Source organism: Clavibacter michiganensis, from assembly GCF_002151125.1.
Classification (GTDB): Bacteria; Actinomycetota; Actinomycetes; order Actinomycetales; family Microbacteriaceae; genus Clavibacter; species Clavibacter michiganensis_C.
In genome coordinates this window covers 438,347-455,509 of sequence record NZ_MDJZ01000017.1, presented here as the reverse complement: position 1 = coordinate 455,509, position 17,163 = coordinate 438,347, and the positions used below count along the sequence as shown (strand labels likewise).

Here is a 17,163-nt window from a genome sequence, read left to right as displayed (position 1 = left end):
ACTACCAGATCGAGCACCACCTCTTCCCGAACATGCCCCGGCCCGCGCTCCGCCGCGCCCAGGTCATCGCGAAGGAGTACTGCGCGACCCACAGCATCCCGTACACCGAGACCACGCTCCTGGCCTCCTACGGCATCGTCATCGCCTACCTCAACCGCGTCGGCCTCTCCGCCGGCGGCGACCCGTTCGACTGCCCCGCATCGGCGGCATTCGGCCGCTGACCGGCGGTCGGGGGTCGGCGGGTGCAGCTCGCCATGCCCCCGTCACGGGCGGGCGGGCGGCTCAGTCGAGCGACCCGCCGCCCACCTTCACGTCGGTCGCGTTGGCGAGGGTCGCGCGCACCACGGCCGTGAGGGCCGTCGCGAGCTGGTCCATGCGCATGTAGGGGCGGTCGGTGCCGATCGCCTCCTCCGTCGAGTACGGGATGTGGACGAAGCCGCCGCGGGTGCCCGGGCGCTCGCGCAGCTCGTGCATCAGCAGGTAGAAGACGTGGTTGCAGGTGTAGGTCCCGGCGGTCTGCGAGACGACCGCGGGGATCCCCTTCGTGCGCACGGCCGCGACCGCCGCCTTGATCGGCAGGGTGCTGAAGTACGCCGCCGGGCCGCCCGCGACGACCGGCTCGTCGATGGGCTGGAAGCCCGTGTTGTCGGGGATGCGGGCGTCGTCGACGTTGATCGCGACGCGCTCCACCTCGAGCGTCTCGATGCCGCCGGCGAGGCCCACGGAGATCACGACGTCCGGATCCACCTCGGCGAGCGCCGCCCGCAGCGCGTCGTCGACCCTCGTGAAGTCGACGGGGAGCCGGCGCACCTGGATCTCGGCGTCGCCGTCCCAGCGGTCGCGCACCTCCTGCACGGCGGTCCAGGACGGGTTGCTGGTGTCGCCGTCGAAGGGCTCGAAGCCGGTGAGGAGGACGGTGGGCATGGCGGGGCTCCTGGGTGCGGATCGTGGTGAGGAGGCATGCGTCCGACGGGTGGACGACGCGGGCGACCTCCACGCTACGCCTCGCGCGGCGCCGCGCTCCCGAACGGGGGGATGCGCCCGGCACCGGACGGGACGATGATCCGGAGCATCGGGCGACCGAGCCCGAGGACGGACGGTTCGACGATGACCCGCACTGCACGCAGACGACTCCTCCCGGCCGCCGCGCTGGGCCTCGCGCTCGTCACCGGCCTCTCGCTCGCCGGGGTCGCGCCCGCGGGCGCCCAGGTGCAGCCGGCGGGTGACGCGTCGACGCAGGCCGCCGTGACGATCCCGGCGCCCGCGACGGAGTTCTCCGGCTACGGCACGGAGATCGAGCCGACCATCGACGGCTTCCTCACGCCCGACCTCACCGGCATCGCCGACGCCTCCGGCCTCCGGTACGAGTACCAGCTCGACGGCACGGGTCCCTGGCGCACGGAGGGCACCCCACCCGTCAGCCCCTTCGGGGGTCCGCTCGTCGTGCCCGCATCCGCCGGAGCGCACCTCATCAGCGTGCGGATCGCCGGCACCATCGACGGCGTGCCCGTCGTCGGGGCGGCGACCACCCCCGAGCCGGTGCGGTCGACCGGCTTCTCCCGGCCGTACACGCCGCAGGTGGTGGTGGAGGGCACCCGCATCACCTTCAGCTGGGACGTCCGCGAGGCCCTGAACGGCAACCTGCCCGAGGACAGCTCGATCTACTACGTGCTCGACAAGGGCGGCGAGGACGACGACTACGTCGACACGGACGCGGTGGGATCCGTCACGGTCGACGCCGGGTACGACGCCTCGGTCTCCTTCGAGCTCTCCTTCGGCGTCGTGCCCGACCTGTTCGCCTACGCGCAGGCGATCGGCACGACCGGCAGCGCTCCCGGATCCGCGGCCCTCACCTCCACCCCGCCGCCCGCGATCCTCGGCCGGGTGGCAGTGGGTACGACCCTCGCGGTGCGCACCGGGCTGTGGCAGCCGGCGCCCGTGGCCCTCAGCTACCAGTGGCTCGCCGACGGGCAGCCGATCTTCGGCGCGACGGGCGCCACGTACCGGGTCGACCGCGCCCAGGTCGGCGCGCGGATCACCGTCGCCGTGCGCGGCGCCCGTGACGGGTACGTCTCCGTCGTCCGCACCTCCGCGCCGACGCCGCGCGTGCCCGAGCCGGTGCTGATCGCCGGCACCCCCGTGATCACCGGGATCGCGTCCGTCGGGCGCACGGTGACCGCGCGACCCGGATCCTGGCGGCCCGCGCCCGTGACCTTCTCCTACGCGTGGCTCCGCGACGGCCGGATCATCGCCGGCGCGCACTCGAGCACCTACGCGATCACCGAGGCCGACCGCGGGACCGTCCTCTCGGTGCGGGTGATCGGTGTGCAGCAGGGATCGTCCGCGCGGCAGACGAGGACGAGCGCCGGACGACCGATCGGCTGACGGGCGGTCGCGCCCGACCAGAACGGGGGGATGCGACTCGGCGGCCGTCCCGAGGATCATCGCCACGGGCGACGCCGCCCGGAGAGAAGGAACGCACATGATCCGCACCACACGGGGACGCAGACTCCCCCTCACCGCGCTCGGCCTCGTGGTCGCCGCCGGCACCGCGTTCGCGGGGATCGGGCCCGTGCAGGCGGCGGACGCCCCCGCACCCGCGGGCGGATCCTCTGCATCGGCGGCCGAGGTCCGCATCGGCGCTCCTACGGTCCGCGGCTACGGCTTCGACTACAGCACGGACGCGAACTTCCACGGCGTCATCTCGGTGGACCTCGGCGGGATCACCGACAACTCGGGGCTCCGCTACGAGTACCAGCTCGACGGCGCCGGGCCCTGGCTCTCGGACGGGACCGGCGGCGTCTCCGGCGACGAGGACGAGGTCTACATCCCGGCCTCCCCCGGCGAGCACCTCATCAGCGTGCGCGTCGCCGGGACCGTGGACGGCGTCCCCGTCACCGGCACGGCGTCCGCGCCCACGCCGGTGCGGTCGGTCGGCGCGCCCCGCCCGTACACGCCCGAGGTGATCGTGGACGGCCCGTCCGTCACCTTCCGCTGGGACGTGCGCGCGGCCCTCAACGGGTTCACCCCCGAGGAGAGCGACATCTTCCACCAGGTCGACGGCGGAGCGTTCGTGGACGCCGGCGGCACCGGATCCGTCACCGTCACCCCGGGCTACGGGAAGCGCGTGTCCTTCGACCTGACCTACGGCCCCATCCCCGACGCCTGGCGCACCGCGCACGTCGAGGGCACCACGGCGAGCGCGCCGGGAGCGAAGGCGCTCACGTCGACCCCGCCGCCCGCGATCGTGGGCACGGTCGAGTACGGATCCACCCTGTCGGTGCGCACCGGGCTCTGGCAGCCGGCGCCCGTGACGCTCGAGTACCAGTGGCTGCGGGACGGCGAGCGGATCCCCGGGGCCGACGACCCGACCTACGCGGTGACGGCCTACGACGCCGGCCACCGCCTCACGGTGTCGGTGCGCGGATCCCGCGACGGGTACGTGCCGGTGACCCTCACCTCGGGGCAGACGAAGAAGGTCGCCGCCCCCGTCATCACGGCGGGCACGCCGCGCGTCACCGGCAACCCGACCGTCGGCCGCACGCTCACCGCGCAGCCCGGCATCTGGAAGCCGTCCTCGCTCGAGCTCGGCTACCAGTGGAAGCGGGACGGTCAGGTCATCCCCGGTGCGACCGCGAAGACGTACACGCTGACGGCGGCCGACCGCGGGCGCACCGTGACGGTGGTCGTGAGCGGGGTCATCTACCTCTACGACAACCAGGCGCGCGCGAGCGCGGGCGTGACGGTGCGCTGACCCGCGCATCCCCCGCCCGACGGGCCCGGCTCCTCCACGGGGCCGGGCCCGTCGGCGTCCACGCGGACCCGCCGGCGGCCCCTAGCACGCCCGCCCCACCCGGACGCGGGGCTCGTGACGCGGGCGGAGCGGCCGATAGCGTCGGGGGATGCTGTCCAACGCCGGCCTCGGCCTCACCTGGTACCTGTTCGTCTCGCTCGCGCTCGTCGTCCTCGCGATCGTCGCGGCCGTGGTCCTCATCCGGCTCGCGCTCGCGGCCCGGCGCACGCTGCTCGCCACGACCTCGCTGCAGGAGGCTCGGCTCGAGCTGATCCGCGAGCAGATGGCGCGGCTGCAGGCCGACGGACCGGATGCGCCGCACGCCGGCCCCGTCGACCCGATCGCCTGAGCGGGGGCGCGACGTGGAAGGCGGCGCGACGCCGAGCATCCTGCTCCCCGCGGCCTACGACGTGATCTGGTCGATCGTCACGATCGTCGTCATCGTCGCGATCGTGATCGCGCTGGTGGCGCTGGTCCGGTTCGCGCACGCCGACCGTCGGGCGCGCGATGCGTCCGCCGCGCTCGACGAGGGCCGGCTCGAGCTGGTGCGCGAGCGCACGGCGCGCCTGCGAGCGGGGCTGCCGGACGCGGGCGCGGCGGGCCCGGAGGACCCCGCGGCCTGACCCGAGGCCGGCGCGAGGTCGCCCCAGTCAGCCCACCGGCTCCGCGAACACGACGCGGTTGTCCTCGTAGTGGCCGACGCTGCGGTCGAAGATCCCGCCGCAGGTGATGAGGCGCAGCTGGTCCGTGGGCTGGGCGCCGAAGACGCGCGCGGTCGGGAACTCGGCCTTGGCGAAGTCGGCGACCTCGGTCACGGCGTAGCGCGTGGATCCGCCGTCGACGTCCTGCACGGACACCTCGTCGCCCACGCCGAGCTCGGCGAGCCGGCCGAACGCGGCGGGTCCCACGCGCGAGTCGACGTGCGCGGCGATCACGGTGGGCCCGCGCCCGCCCGGGCGGCCGCCGCCCGTGAACCAGCCGACGTCGTCGAAGTCGACGGGCACCTCCATGCGGCCGTCGGGGGCGATCCCGAGGTCGATGAGCGGCTCGTCGAGGTCGATCGCGGGGATGGCGACGCGGGATGGCACCGCGCCGAGGCCCTGCACGACCTGGGGGGAGGTCGTGGGCGGGCTGCTCGGCGCGGTGGTCTGTGGGGCGGCAGGCGCGGCGGGCGCCGCCGCGGATGGAGCAGCCGGACCCGGGTCTGCGGGCGCGCATCCCGCGAGCGCGGCCAGCGGGATCAGCGCGGACGCGAGCACCACGGCCCGGCGGACGCGCCGCGCGGGCGACGCGTCCGCCGGGCTGCGGTGCACGGGGATCAGGACTCCTGCGCGCGGTGGCGGCGCATCAGCACGACGCCGGCCGCGGCGAGCGCGACGGCGCCGCCGCCCGCGACGAGCGGGAGGGCGGCCGTGGTGGAGGTCGCGGATCCGCCGGCGCCCGTGTCGACGCCGCCGACCGGCACCTGGGTCAGCTGGCCGCGCACGGCGCCGGCCGTGAACGACGCGGTGTGGGTGTCGGCCGCGAACGCGGACGGGTCGGCCTCGATCTGCGCGACCGTGAAGCCCTCGCCGGTGTCCTTCCCGTCCGGGGCGACGCCCGTGGTGAACGGCCCCCGCATGCAGCCGGAGCTGGTGCGCGTGCCGTCCCCGGCGTCGGTCGGGTTCGGGAACGCGATGCGCGGCGGGCCGGCCTTGCCGACGGCGGCCTGGTGGATGTGCGTGGCCGTCTTCGCGGGGCTCTGGTACTCGCCGGTGACGCCCGTGAGGGTGATGTCGTAGCAGATCGTGTTCGACGCGGAGTCGAGGCGGAGGTCGAAGCGCCCGGTCGCGCCGGACTCGCCGGGGGTCGCGACGCCGTCGGCGTTCAGCACCTGGTCGGGCGTCGCCATCACGGTGAACGCGCTCGTGAAGCGGTCGGGCTCGGGGACGGTCGTCTCGGCGGACGCGGGCGTCGCGGCGAGGAGGGTGAGGGCCGCGGCAGCCGCGCCCCCGATGGTCATGTTCCGGACGAGTCTCGTGTGCGTCATCGCGTGCGGCCTCTCGTGGTGGGGCGCCCGGGCGGGCACCGCTTCTGCCAGGGCATACGCACGCCGGGCGGCGGGCGTTCATCGGGTGCGGGAATCCGTTCCGCGGCGATCCCGCGGCGGCCCGCGATCCCTCGCTGGCGCCTCGATGAACGCCGGGGCCGTCCTCGACGTATCCCCCGGTGAGGGCGCGCACCCGCCGCCTAGGCTGAGGGGATCACGATGGCGCTCGTCCTGACGCGTCCGGCCCCTGCACCCGAGCGGAGCACGATGAGCGCGTCCACGCCCGGCCTCGACGTGCGCGCCGCGTTCGCGGAGCACGGCGGCGCGCTGCTCGGCTTCGCGGTCAACGCCCTGCAGGACCGCCAGCTCGCCGAGGACTGCGTGCAGGAGACCTTCCTCCGCGCCTGGCGCGCCCGCGACTCCTTCGACGGCGAGCGCGGCAGCGCGCGCACCTGGCTGTTCGCGATCGAGCGGCGGGTGATCCTCGACGTGCACCGCGCCCGGGCCCGCACCCCGCGCATCGTCGCCGAGGAGGAGGCGCCCGAGCAGGCGACGCGGGAGGCGGATCCGCTCGACCGGCTCGGGATCGTCGAGGGCCTCGCGCGCCTCAGCGACGCGCACCGCGAGGCCGTCGTCGCCGTGCACCTCACCGGGCTCAGCTACCAGGAGCTCTCCACGGCCACGGGCGTGCCCGTCGCCACCCTGCGCACGCGCGTCTTCCACGCGCTCCGCGCCCTCCGCACGCATCTCGACGAAGTGGATCCCGCATGACCGACGACCGCACCCCCGATCCGCACGCCGCCGACCCGCACGCCGCCGAGCCCGACGACCGCCGCGGCGAGCTCATCGCCGCCGCCCTCGCCGACGACCTCTCCCCCGCCGAGACCGCGGAGCTGGCGACGATGCGCGCCGCCGACCCGACCATCGACGAGGAGATCGCGCTGCTCGGCGGGCTGCCCGCGGCTCTCGGCGGGCTCGGTGCGTGGCAGCAGGCGGAGCCGAGCGACGAGCTGGCGCGGCGGATCGGCCTGATCGCGGACGGCCGCGGTGACGCGGAGAGGGGCGGCGCGGGCGAGACCGCGGCGACGACGGAATCAGCGCGGACGACGACCGCGCCGGGCCGGCCCGCCGACCTCGACGCGCACCGCGTCCGCCGCGGATCGAGCACCCGCCGCACCGCGCTCCTGATCGCCGGCGCCGCCGCGTGCCTGGCGCTCGGCGCGGCCGGCGGCGCGTTCCTCGCGACCCCGCGGGCCGACGTCGCGACCGGCCCCGCCGGCACGCTCGGCGCCGTCGAGGGCGTGACCTTCGCCGGCGCGCCCGCGGGCGTCGACGTCACGGGCGATGTCGTCGCGCACACCTGGGGCACCGAGACCGTGCTGTCGGTCGACGGCCTGCCCGCGGGCGACTCCTTCCGCGTCGTCGTGATCGACGCCGCCGGCGGGGAGCACGCGTCCGGCACGATGCTCGGATCCACCGTGCGCATCGACTGCCGCCTCAACGCCGACGTGCTGCGCGAGGACGCCGCCGCCGTGGAGATCCGCGACGCCGCGGGCGATCGCATCGCGGTGGCCGAGCTGCCGCCCGTCGCGGCCTGACCCGACCGGGACGCCGCGCGCCCGCACCGAGACGCCTCGCGCCCGAACCGCGACGCGGGACGCGCGCTACGCCTGTGAGGGCTGCCCGTTGCTCGCCGTGGTGCCGCCGTCGACCGGCAGGATCGCGCCCGTGATGAAGGACGCGTCGTCGCTCGCGAGGAACGCGATGGCCGCCGCCACCTCGTCCGCCTGGCCGCCGCGGCCGAGGGAGATGCGCTTGGCGAACTCCGCCTTCAGCTCCTCGTCGTCCTCCTTGCCGGCGACCAGCTCCGTCCAGATGAGGCCGGGCGCGACCGCGTTCACGCGCACGCCGTCGACGCCGTGGTCGAGCGCGGTGGCCCGCGTGAAGTTGCTCACGCCGCCCTTGGCCGCGTTGTAGGCGCTCATGTGGTGGTCCGCCGCCATGCCCGACACGGACGAGACGTTGACGATGGATCCGCGCGTCTCGACGAGGTGCGGGAGCGCCGCGCGGGTGCCGTAGAAGACGCCGGAGAGGTCGGTGTCGATGACGCGGCGCCACTCCTCGTCGGTGATGCCCGAGATCGGCCCGGCCTGGAAGGTGCCCGCGTTGTTGACGAGCACGTCGAGGCGGCCGAAGGCCTCGAGCGCGGTGGCGACCGTGCGGTCGGCGTCGGCCGATGCCGCGGCGTCCGCGACGAGCGCCGTGACGCTGCCCTCGGGGAGCGAGTCGGCGACGGCGCGGATCTTGTCCTCGACGCTGTCGGTGATGACGACCTTCGCGCCCTCGGCGACGAAGCGGCGGGCCGTGGCCTCGCCGATGCCGGATCCGGCGCCCGTGATGATGACGACCCTGCCGTCGAAGCGTCCAGCCATGGTGATCCTCCTGATGGTTCGCGGGGACGGCGGGCACCATCGCCGCGAGGCGCGCGCACCGCCGTCGGGAGCATCCAGCCAACTCCGCGACGCCGCAGTCGACCACCCGCGTGGAGGCGATTCGGAGGGGCCCGGGGCGGAGGATGGGCGCCGGATGGAGGTCGACCGGGTGCCGGATCCGTCGCCCGCGGAGAAGATACACGCCGGTAACACGAGGGAAACGGCCGCGATACGGCGCAGAACCACACTGGACGGAAATACCTATCGCTCGATAGATACTCCGACCGGGCAACCGGATCTCCGGCGCACACGCACCACCGCGCCCTCGTGAGAGGCCAGAACATTGAGCACCCCGCACCTGCCGCCGCACCCGTCGGCCCCCACCCCCGTCGTCCCGCCCGGCCGCCCGCAGGACGCCGCGGCCGCCGCCCCCGCCATCCCGCCCGGCTACGCCCAGGACGCCGCGGCCCCCGGTCCTCGCATCCCGCCCGGCTACGCCCAGGAGCTGCATCGCGGCGTCGGCCCGTTCTCCTCCTTCGCGGCCGGGTTCTCCTTCGTCTCGATCCTCACCACCGTGTTCCAGCTCTTCGGCCTCGGCTTCGGGCTGGGCGGCGCGGCCTTCTTCTGGGCCTGGCCGATCGTCTTCGTGGGCCAGCTGCTGGTGGCGCTGAACTTCGCGCAGCTCGCCGCGTCGTGGCCCATCTCGGGCGCGATCTTCCAGTGGTCGAGCAGGCTCGCGGGCACCACGTTCGGCTGGTTCACCGGCTGGACCATGATCGTCGGCCAGATCCTCACGGTCGCCGTCGCGGCCATCGCCGTGCAGGCCGTGCTGCCGTCCATCTGGGCCGGGTTCCAGATCGTGGGCGGGCCGGACGCGGATCCGTCGGTCGCCTCCCCCACGGGCTCCGCGAACGCCGTGCTGCTCGGGATCATCATGCTGGCCATCACGACGGTCGTGAACATCCTCAGCGTGCGGCTCATGGCGCGGGTCACGACCGTGGGCGTCGCCGTCGAGATGGTGGGCGTCGTCGCGCTCGTCGCCGTGCTGTTCCTGCTGCCGAAGCGCGGACCGGAGGTCGTCTTCTCGACGGCCGGGTCCGTGAGCACGGAGCCCTACGTGTGGGCCTTCCTCGCCTCCTCCCTCATGGCCGCGTACGTGATGGTCGGCTTCGACTCCGCGGGCGAGCTCGCCGAGGAGACGCACAGCCCCCGGAAGACCACGCCGAAGACGATCATCCGCGCGCTCACGGTCTCCGGGCTCGGCGGGGCGCTGCTCATCGTCGGCGCGCTCGTCGCGGCGCCCAGCCTCACCGACGGGAACCTCGCCACGCAGGGCCTCGCCTGGGTGATCACCTCGGTCGTCGGCGAGGTGGGCGGACGCCTGCTCCTGTGCGCGGTCGCCGTGGCCGTCTTCGCGTGCACGCTCGCCGTGCAGACCTCGGGCACCCGCATGATCTACTCGATGGCCCGCGAGAGGGCCCTGCCGTTCCACCGCCAGCTCGCGAAGGTGTCGCCGCGCACGGGCACGCCGGTGCTCACGTCCGTCGTGGTCGGGGTCGGCGCGGTCCTCGCGCTGGCGGTGAACGCCGGGCAGTCCGCCATCTTCACGGCGCTCTCGAGCCTCTGCATCGCGATGCTGTACCTCGCCTACCTCGGGGTGACCGGCCCGCTGCTGGTGGCCCGGATCCGCGGACGGTTCCCGGCCGGCGGCGTCGACGAGGACGGCAAGCCGCTGTTCACGCTCGGCCGCTGGGGGATCCCGATCAACCTCGTCGCCGTGCTCTTCCAGGCGGCGATGGCCGTGAACCTCATCTGGCCGCGCCCCGAGATCTACGACCTCACGGGCGAGTCGTGGTGGCTGCAGTACAGCGCGCTGCTCTTCATCGGCGCGACCCTCGCCGTGGGCTGGGGGTACCACGCCTGGCGGCACCGCTCCGACGGGCCGATCCGACTCACGGAGGTGCCGACGACCGCGACGATCCCGGTGGTCGAGCAGGCGGGAGCGTCCGTCCGATGAGGGACCTGCGCACGACCGACAGCGTCACGGCGTCCCGCGCGGACGCCCGCGCGCAGGCCGACCGGCAGAGCGAGTGGATGCCGTACGTCCCCGCGTCCTCGTCGCCGCACCGGCCCGACGGCGTCGCCGCGGAGGAGCTCACCTGGGCCGAGACCGTCGCGCCCGGCGGGTACGCGCACCGGGTGCTGGCGCGCGGATCCCGCCTCCGCCTCGACGACCCCACGGGCGACGCGTGCGCGCACCTCGTGCTCTACGACGCGGAGGCACCGGGCGAGCGGCTCAACGTGGCCGACACCGTGAAGATCCCGTGGCAGGCGTACCTCGGCGAGGGATCCCCGCTGCTGAGCGGCGACGGCCGGATCCTCGCGAGCATCGTGGAGGACACGTCCGGCCACCACGACGCGCTCTGCGGCACCTCGACCGACGCGCTCAACGACCGGCGCTACGGCGGATCCGCGCCCGAGGGCCCCACGCCCAGCGGCCGGTCGCTGCTCGTCAAGGCCGCCGCGAAGCACGGCCTCACCCGGCGCGACCTGCCGCCCGGCGTCTCCTTCTTCCAGGGCGTGCGGGTGGAGGAGGACGGCGGTCTGCGCCCCACCGGATCCGCCGGGCCCGGCACGCACGTGACCCTCGTGGCCGAGATGCCGCTCCTGGTCCTCGTCGCGAACGTGCCGCACCCGCTGGATCCGCGGCCCGACCACGTGGTGGGCCCGCTGCGCGTGCACGCCTGGCGCGGATCCCCCACGGGACCCGCCGACGCGCGCTTCCACGCGACCCCGGAGCTGACGCGCGCCTACCTGAACTCGATCGACGCTTGCGAAGCGAGAGGAAGCCGATGACCCGCACCGTGGCATCCACCGTCCCGACCGGCGCCGTGCACGCGCCCGACGCCGTGCTCGAGTGGGGGTCGTCGCTCGTCGACGGCACCGTCGTGCGCGACGACCGCGTGGCGCCGCTCGCGCCGTGGTCCGCCGTCGTGCGCGCCGGCGAGGTGCTCACGATCGTGGACGTGGGCGGCAACCAGTCGGCCGACTGCCTCGTCTACGACGCCGTGGACACGCACGAGCGCTACAGCGTCCCCGACACCCTCGTGGCGCAGGGCAACGCGTACATCCGCACCGGCACCGTGCTCATGTCGAGCGAGGGCCGGCCGCTGATGACCGTGGTCGGCAACGAGATCGACCGGCAGGACACCCTCGGCGGCGCCTGCTCGAAGGAGTCGAACACGCTCCGCTACGGCCACCACACCGCGTACCAGCACGGGTGCCGCGAGAACTTCCTGACCGAGGCGTCGCGGCACGGGCTCGGGGCGCGCGACATCGTGTCGAACATCAACTGGTTCATGAACGTGCCCGTGGAGGAGGACGGATCCCTCGGGATCGTCGACGGCCTCAGCGCGCCCGGGAAGCGCGTGGCGCTGCGCGCGGAGCGGGACGTGCTGGTGATCGTCTCCAACTGCCCGCAGATGAACAACCCGTGCAACGACTTCAGCTGCACGCCGCTGCGGATGATCGTGGTGCAGCCGTGAGCGGCGGCGAGCGCATCGCGCCCGACAGCCCGGCGCTCGACCTCGACACCGTCCTCGTCGCCAACCGCGGTGAGATCGCGTGCCGCGTGATCCGCACCGCGAAGGCCATGGGGATGCGCACGGTCGCGGTCTTCTCGGACGCCGACCGGGCCGCGCCGCACGTGCGCGAGGCCGACGAGGCCGTGCGGCTCGGGCCGGCGGCGCCGCGCGAGTCGTACCTGCGCATCGAGGCGATCATCGCGGCCGCGCGCGCGACGGGCGCCGGCCTCATCCACCCCGGCTACGGGTTCCTCAGCGAGAACCTCGAGTTCGCGTCGGCGTGCGAGGAGGCGGGGATCCGGTTCGTGGGGCCGACCGCCGACCAGATCCTCGCGTTCGGCGCCAAGCACACCGCGCGCGAGCTGGCCGAGGCCGCCGGCGTACCCCTGCTCGCCGGGACCGGGCTCCTGACGGACGCCGACGACGCCGTCGCGCAGGCCGAGCGCATCGGCCTGCCCGTGATGCTCAAGGCCACGGGCGGCGGGGGTGGCATCGGCATGCAGGCCTGCGCGACCCCGGACGAGGTGCGGGAGGCGTTCGGGCGGGTGACGCGGCTCGCGGAGTCGGCGTTCGGATCCACCGGCATCTTCCTCGAGCGGCTCGTGCGCCCGGCGCGGCACGTGGAGGTGCAGCTCGTGGGCGACGGCGAGGGGCGCGTGGCCGTGATCGGCGACCGCGACTGCTCGCTGCAGCGCCGCAACCAGAAGGTCATCGAGGAGGCGCCCGCGCCCGCGCTGCCCGACCGGGTGCGCGCGCAGCTGCACGACTCGGCTCGCGCCCTCGCGGAGTCGGTCTCGTACCGCAGCGCCGGCACGGTCGAGTTCGTCTACGACCCGGTGCGCGAGGAGGCCGCGTTCCTCGAGGTGAACACGCGCCTGCAGGTCGAGCACCCCGTGACCGAGGAGGTGCACGGCGTCGACCTCGTGGAGCTCATGCTGCGGCTCGCGCGCGACGGCGCCGCGGGCCTCCCCGACGACCTCTTCACGCGCGAGTGGACGCCGTCGGGCCACGCCGTCGAGGCCCGCGTCTACGCGGAGGACCCGGCCAAGGGATCCCTCCCGTCGAGCGGCCTCGTGACGCAGGCCGTGCTGGCGGAGGGCCCGGGGATCCGCGTCGACGGCTGGATCGAGACCGGCCTCGAGGTCTCCGCCTCCTACGACCCGCTGCTCGCGAAGGTCATCGCCACGGGCGAGACCCGCGACGACGCGCTCGACCTCCTCGGTGAGGCGCTCGACGGCTCGCGGATCGACGGGATCGTCACGAACATCGGCCTGCTGCGGGCGCTCACCGACGACCTCGAGCTGCGCACGGCCACGCACTCCACGTCGACGCTCGACGAGACGGACGACCCGGCGCCGCGCATCGACGTGATCTCCCCCGGCACCATGACCACCGTGCAGGACCTGCCGGGCCGGCTCGGGTACTGGCAGGTCGGCGTGCCGCCGAGCGGCCCGTTCGACCCGGTGTCGCTCGCGGAGGCGAACCTCGCGGTCGGGAACCCGGAGGGCGCGCCGGGCCTCGAGATCACGGCGGACGGGCCCGTGCTGCGCTTCTCGACCGCGTCCGTGGTCGCGGTGACGGGCGCGCCCGCGCCGGTCACGATCGACGGGTCGCCTGCGGCGATGTGGGAGCCGCTCGAGGTCGCGGCCGGGCAGACGCTCGCGATCGGCCGCGCCGACGGACCCGGCCTCCGCCTGTTCCTCGCCGTGCGCGGCGGGATCGACGTGCCCGCGTACCTGGGATCCGCGTCCACCTTCACGCTCGGCCGCTTCGGCGGGCACGCGGGCCGGGCGCTCCTCGCGGGCGACGTGCTGCGGCCCGGATCCCCCGACTCCGACGCCGACCACCCCGCGTTCCCCGCGGGCGCGCGCCTCGGGATCATCGGCGGCCCGACCCCCGCGCACCGCCGGCCCGCGCTCACGTCCACGTGGGAGGTCGGCGTCACCGAGGGCCCGCACGCGGCGCCCGACTTCTTCACGCGCGCCGACATCGACGTGCTCTACGCCACCGACTACGGCGTGCACCACAACTCGGCGCGCACCGGGATCCGGCTCATCGGCCCGCGGCCCGGCTGGGCGCGCGAGGACGGCGGCGAGGCGGGCCTGCACCCGTCGAACATCCACGACACCCCGTACGCGGTCGGCGCGATCGACTTCACGGGCGACACCCCGATCATCCTCGGGCCCGACGGCCCGTCCCTCGGCGGGTTCGTGTGCCCGGCGGTCGTGGCGAGCGGCGAGCTGTGGAAGCTCGGGCAGCTGCGCCCCGGCGACACCGTGCGGTTCGTGCCCGTGACGGAGGCGGCCGCCGCGTCGCTCGTGGACGCGCGCTCCTCGCTCCAGGTGATCCGCGCGGGCGGCGACGGCGACGACGGCGTGATCGGCAGGCTCGAGCCCACCGACGCGCGGCCGGGCGTCGCGTACCGCCGCGACGGCGACGACAACGTGCTCGTCGAGTACGGCGACATGACCCTCGACATCGCGCTGCGCATGCGGGTGCACGCGCTGATGACCCGGCTGCAGGAGCACATGCCGCCCGGCGTGCTCGAGGTGACGCCGGGGATCCGCTCGCTGCAGGTCCGCACCGACGCGCGCGTGCTCAAGGCCACGGCCGTCACGCGGCTGCTGCAGGAGCTGGAGGACGGGATCCCGCCCACCGGGCAGCTCGTCGTGCCGTCGCGGAAGGTGCGGCTGCCGCTCTCCTGGGACGACCCGGCGACGCGCCTCGCCATCGAGCGCTACATGGCCGGCGTCCGCGACGACGCGCCCTGGACGCCCTGGAACATCGAGTTCATCCGCCGGATCAACGGCCTCGACTCGGTCGACGACGTGTTCCGCACGGTGTTCGACGCGAGCTACCTCGTGCTCGGCCTCGGCGACGTGTACCTCGGCGCGCCCGTGGCCACGCCGCTGGATCCGCGCCACCGCCTGGTGACCACGAAGTACAACCCGGCGCGCACCTGGACGGCCGAGAACTCCGTCGGCATCGGCGGCGCGTACCTCTGCATCTACGGGATGGAGGGCCCGGGCGGGTACCAGTTCGTGGGCCGCACCGTGCAGATCTGGAACCGGTTCCGCCGCGGCGGCCTCTTCCAGGAGGATCCGTGGGCGCTGCGGTTCTTCGACCGCATCGAGTGGTACCCGGTCGGCGCCGAGGAGCTGCTGGAGCTGCGCGCCGAGACCGACGCCGGCCGCGGGCACTACGAGACGGAGGACGGCGAGTTCTCCATCGCCGACCACCACGCGTTCCTGGCCGCGAACGACGCGTCGATCCGCGACTTCCGCGCGACGCAGACGCGCGCGTTCGAGGAGGAGAAGGCGCGCTGGCGCCTGTCGGGCGAGTTCGACGTGCGCGACGAGCCGCCCGTCGTCGAGGCCGCGACCGTCGCCATCCCGCCGGGTGCCACGGCCGTCACGGCGCCGTTCACCTCCACCGTGTGGCGCGTGGACGTGCGCCCGGGCGACGACGTGTCCGCGGGTGACGCCGTGCTCGCGGTGGAGGCCATGAAGATGGAGTCCGTCGTGGGCGCGCCGGTCGCCGGCCGCGTGCTCGACGTCCACATCCGCCCCGGGGAGCAGGTCGCGCCCGGGCAGGTCCTCGCCGTGATCGGAGCCGCATCGTGATCCCCGTCCCCGCCCTCTCCCCCGCCGCCCGCGTGCGCGACGCCTACGCCCGCATCGCCGAGGTCGACCGGCCGGAGGTGTGGATCGCGCTGCGGCCCGAGGCGGAGGTGCTCGCCGAGGCCGAGGCGCAGGATCCGGCGCTGCCGCTCGCCGGCGTGCTCGTCGCCGTGAAGGACAACATCGACGTCGCCGGGCTCGACACCACCGCGGGCGCGCGCTCCTACGCGTACCGGCCGGAGCGCGACGCCACCGCGGTCGCTCGGCTGCGCGCGGCGGGCGCGATCGTGATCGGCAAGGCGAACCTGGACCAGTTCGCGACGGGCCTCGTCGGCACCCGCTCGCCGTTCGGCGCGGTGCGGAACGCGTGGGACCCGACGCGCATCTCGGGCGGCTCGTCGAGCGGATCCGCCACGGCGGTGGCCCTCGGCATCGTCGACATCGCGCTCGGCACCGACACCGCGGGATCCGGGCGCGTGCCGGCCGCGCTCGGCGGCATCGTCGGCGTGAAGCCCACGCGCGGCATCGTGCCGGCCACGGGCGTCGTGCCCGCCTGCCGCTCGCTCGACTGCGTGACCGTCTTCGGGCGGTCGCTGGAGCTGTCGCGCGCGGCGGTGGAGGTCATGTCGGGGCCCGACGGCGAGGATCCGCTCGCCCGCGACGACCTCGCCATCGCGGACCTGCCGACCCGCCCGCGCGTCGCCGTGCCGCTGCCCGCGCAGCTCGCCGGGCTCGACGAGGGCTGGGACGGGGCGTTCGCCGCCGCCGTCGACCGGTTCCGCCAGCTCGGCTGCGAGGTCGTGGAGGTGGACATCGCGCCGCTGCTGGAGGCCGCGACCCTGCTCTACGACGGCGCGTTCGTCGCCGAGCGGTACGCGGCGGTGGGCGCGCACATCGAGGCGCACCCGGATCTCGTGGGCGACGACCTCGATCCCACGGTCGCGGGCATCGTGCTCGCGGGCGCCCGGCCGAGCGCAGCCGACCTGTTCGCCGACCGGGAGCGCCTCGACCTGCTCGCGGCGGCCAGCCGGCGCGTGCTCGGCGACGCCGTCGCGCTGCTGACGCCGACGACCACCGGGCACCCGACGCTCGCGGAGGTCGCCCAGGATCCGGTCGGCGCCAACAGCCGCCTCGGCCGCTACACGAACTGCGCGAACCTGCTCGACCTCGCCTCGCTCGCGATCCCCGCGGGTGCCGTCGCCGGGCTGCCGTTCGGGGTGATGCTCACGGGCCCCGCGTTCACGGACCGCCGCCTGGCCGCGCTCGCGACCGCGTTCCTCGCGCCGACCGTCGACCTGCTCGTGGTGGGCGCGCACCTCCGCGGTGAGCCGCTCAACGGGCAGCTCGTGGCGGCGGGCGGATCCTTCCTCCGCGACGCCGCGACCGCACCCGCGTACCGGCTGTACGCGCTCGACACCGTGCCGCCGAAGCCGGGGCTCGTGCGCGTGGCGCCGGGCACGGAGGCGCCGGGCACGGACGGGCGGGGCGCGAGCATCGCCGGCGAGCTCTGGCGCCTCCCGACCGCGGGCTTCGCCACGTTCACCGCCGCGCTGCCCGCGCCCATGGCCATCGGCCGCGTGACGCTCGACGACGGATCCGAGGTCCGCGGCTTCCTCGTCGAGGGCTTCGCGGTGGAGGGCGCGACGGAGATCACCGGGCACGGCGGGTGGCGGGCCTACCGGAGCGCCGTGTGACGCGGGCCCCC

The 17,163-nt window shown here is 74.9% G+C and carries 16 protein-coding genes; 12 read left to right on the top strand and 4 right to left on the bottom strand.

Going from position 1 to position 17,163, the window contains the following annotated elements:
• Nucleotides 1–221, top strand: a 221-nt coding sequence (locus BFL37_RS14190) for a fatty acid desaturase family protein (RefSeq protein ID WP_172403725.1), incomplete at its 5' end; no start/stop codon positions are given.
• Nucleotides 222–282: 61 nt separating this feature from the next.
• Here BFL37_RS14190 and pcp read toward each other — a convergent pair.
• Complete coding sequence (gene pcp / locus BFL37_RS14185) at nucleotides 283–924, bottom strand: pyroglutamyl-peptidase I (RefSeq protein ID WP_086515709.1); 642 nt, start codon at nucleotides 922–924, stop codon at nucleotides 283–285.
• A gap of 183 nt (nucleotides 925–1,107) precedes the next feature.
• On the opposite strand from pcp, the gene BFL37_RS14180 reads away from it, so the two are divergent.
• From BFL37_RS14180 to BFL37_RS14165, 4 genes are all read left to right on the top strand, one after another.
• Entirely contained in the window at nucleotides 1,108–2,385 is a 1,278-nt protein-coding gene (locus BFL37_RS14180; protein WP_086515708.1) for a hypothetical protein, read from the top strand.
• A gap of 97 nt (nucleotides 2,386–2,482) precedes the next feature.
• Nucleotides 2,483–3,754 (top strand): hypothetical protein, encoded by a 1,272-nt coding sequence (locus BFL37_RS14175; protein ID WP_086515707.1) that lies wholly within the window; start codon nucleotides 2,483–2,485, stop codon nucleotides 3,752–3,754.
• Between the two features lie 148 nt (nucleotides 3,755–3,902).
• The gene (locus tag BFL37_RS14170; protein ID WP_086515706.1) at nucleotides 3,903–4,142 is read left to right on the top strand and encodes a hypothetical protein; all 240 of its coding nucleotides are present in this window, start codon (nucleotides 3,903–3,905) and stop codon (nucleotides 4,140–4,142) included.
• A gap of 13 nt (nucleotides 4,143–4,155) precedes the next feature.
• On the top strand, nucleotides 4,156–4,416 hold the full coding sequence (locus BFL37_RS14165; RefSeq protein WP_086515705.1) for a hypothetical protein: 261 nt from the start codon (nucleotides 4,156–4,158) through the stop codon (nucleotides 4,414–4,416).
• Between the two features lie 27 nt (nucleotides 4,417–4,443).
• Here BFL37_RS14165 and BFL37_RS14160 read toward each other — a convergent pair whose 3' ends face one another.
• Together BFL37_RS14160 and BFL37_RS14155 are read right to left on the bottom strand one after the other, a co-directional pair.
• Complete coding sequence (locus BFL37_RS14160; RefSeq protein WP_086515704.1) at nucleotides 4,444–5,106, bottom strand: class F sortase; 663 nt, start codon at nucleotides 5,104–5,106, stop codon at nucleotides 4,444–4,446.
• Nucleotides 5,107–5,111: 5 nt separating this feature from the next.
• Complete coding sequence (locus tag BFL37_RS14155; protein WP_086515703.1) at nucleotides 5,112–5,822, bottom strand: CHRD domain-containing protein; 711 nt, start codon at nucleotides 5,820–5,822, stop codon at nucleotides 5,112–5,114.
• Nucleotides 5,823–6,089: 267 nt separating this feature from the next.
• Here BFL37_RS14155 and BFL37_RS14150 point away from each other — a divergent pair, with 267 nt between their 5' ends.
• Together BFL37_RS14150 and BFL37_RS14145 are read left to right on the top strand one after the other, a co-directional pair.
• A complete protein-coding gene (locus BFL37_RS14150; protein ID WP_241534093.1) occupies nucleotides 6,090–6,593 on the top strand; it encodes a sigma-70 family RNA polymerase sigma factor in 504 nt (167 codons plus the stop codon).
• Nucleotides 6,590–7,420, top strand: a complete 831-nt coding sequence (locus BFL37_RS14145; protein ID WP_086515701.1) for a hypothetical protein — start codon at nucleotides 6,590–6,592, stop codon at nucleotides 7,418–7,420. Before BFL37_RS14150 ends, BFL37_RS14145 begins: the two co-directional genes overlap by 4 nt.
• 66 nt (nucleotides 7,421–7,486) lie before the next feature.
• Here the strand turns inward: BFL37_RS14145 and BFL37_RS14140 are convergent, their stop codons facing one another.
• Nucleotides 7,487–8,254, bottom strand: coding sequence for an SDR family NAD(P)-dependent oxidoreductase (locus BFL37_RS14140; protein WP_086515700.1), 768 nt, complete (start codon nucleotides 8,252–8,254; stop codon nucleotides 7,487–7,489).
• 343 nt (nucleotides 8,255–8,597) lie between these two features.
• Between BFL37_RS14140 and BFL37_RS14135 the strand changes: the two genes are divergently transcribed.
• Genes BFL37_RS14135 through BFL37_RS14115 form a run of 5 tightly spaced genes read left to right on the top strand, consistent with a single transcriptional unit; the run spans nucleotide 8,598 to nucleotide 17,152 of the window.
• Nucleotides 8,598–10,271, top strand: a complete 1,674-nt coding sequence (locus tag BFL37_RS14135; RefSeq protein WP_143331615.1) for an APC family permease — start codon at nucleotides 8,598–8,600, stop codon at nucleotides 10,269–10,271.
• Complete coding sequence (locus BFL37_RS14130) at nucleotides 10,268–11,110, top strand: urea amidolyase associated protein UAAP1 (RefSeq protein ID WP_086515699.1); 843 nt, start codon at nucleotides 10,268–10,270, stop codon at nucleotides 11,108–11,110. The genes BFL37_RS14135 and BFL37_RS14130 overlap by 4 nt, the downstream gene beginning before the upstream one ends.
• A complete protein-coding gene (locus tag BFL37_RS14125) occupies nucleotides 11,107–11,799 on the top strand; it encodes an urea amidolyase associated protein UAAP2 (protein ID WP_086515698.1) in 693 nt (230 codons plus the stop codon). Before BFL37_RS14130 ends, BFL37_RS14125 begins: the two co-directional genes overlap by 4 nt.
• Nucleotides 11,796–15,461, top strand: a complete 3,666-nt coding sequence (gene uca, locus BFL37_RS14120; RefSeq protein WP_241534092.1) for an urea carboxylase — start codon at nucleotides 11,796–11,798, stop codon at nucleotides 15,459–15,461. The genes BFL37_RS14125 and uca overlap by 4 nt, the downstream gene beginning before the upstream one ends.
• Complete coding sequence (locus BFL37_RS14115) at nucleotides 15,458–17,152, top strand: allophanate hydrolase (RefSeq protein WP_241534091.1); 1,695 nt, start codon at nucleotides 15,458–15,460, stop codon at nucleotides 17,150–17,152. The genes uca and BFL37_RS14115 overlap by 4 nt, the downstream gene beginning before the upstream one ends.
• Nucleotides 17,153–17,163: the final 11 nt, after the last annotated feature.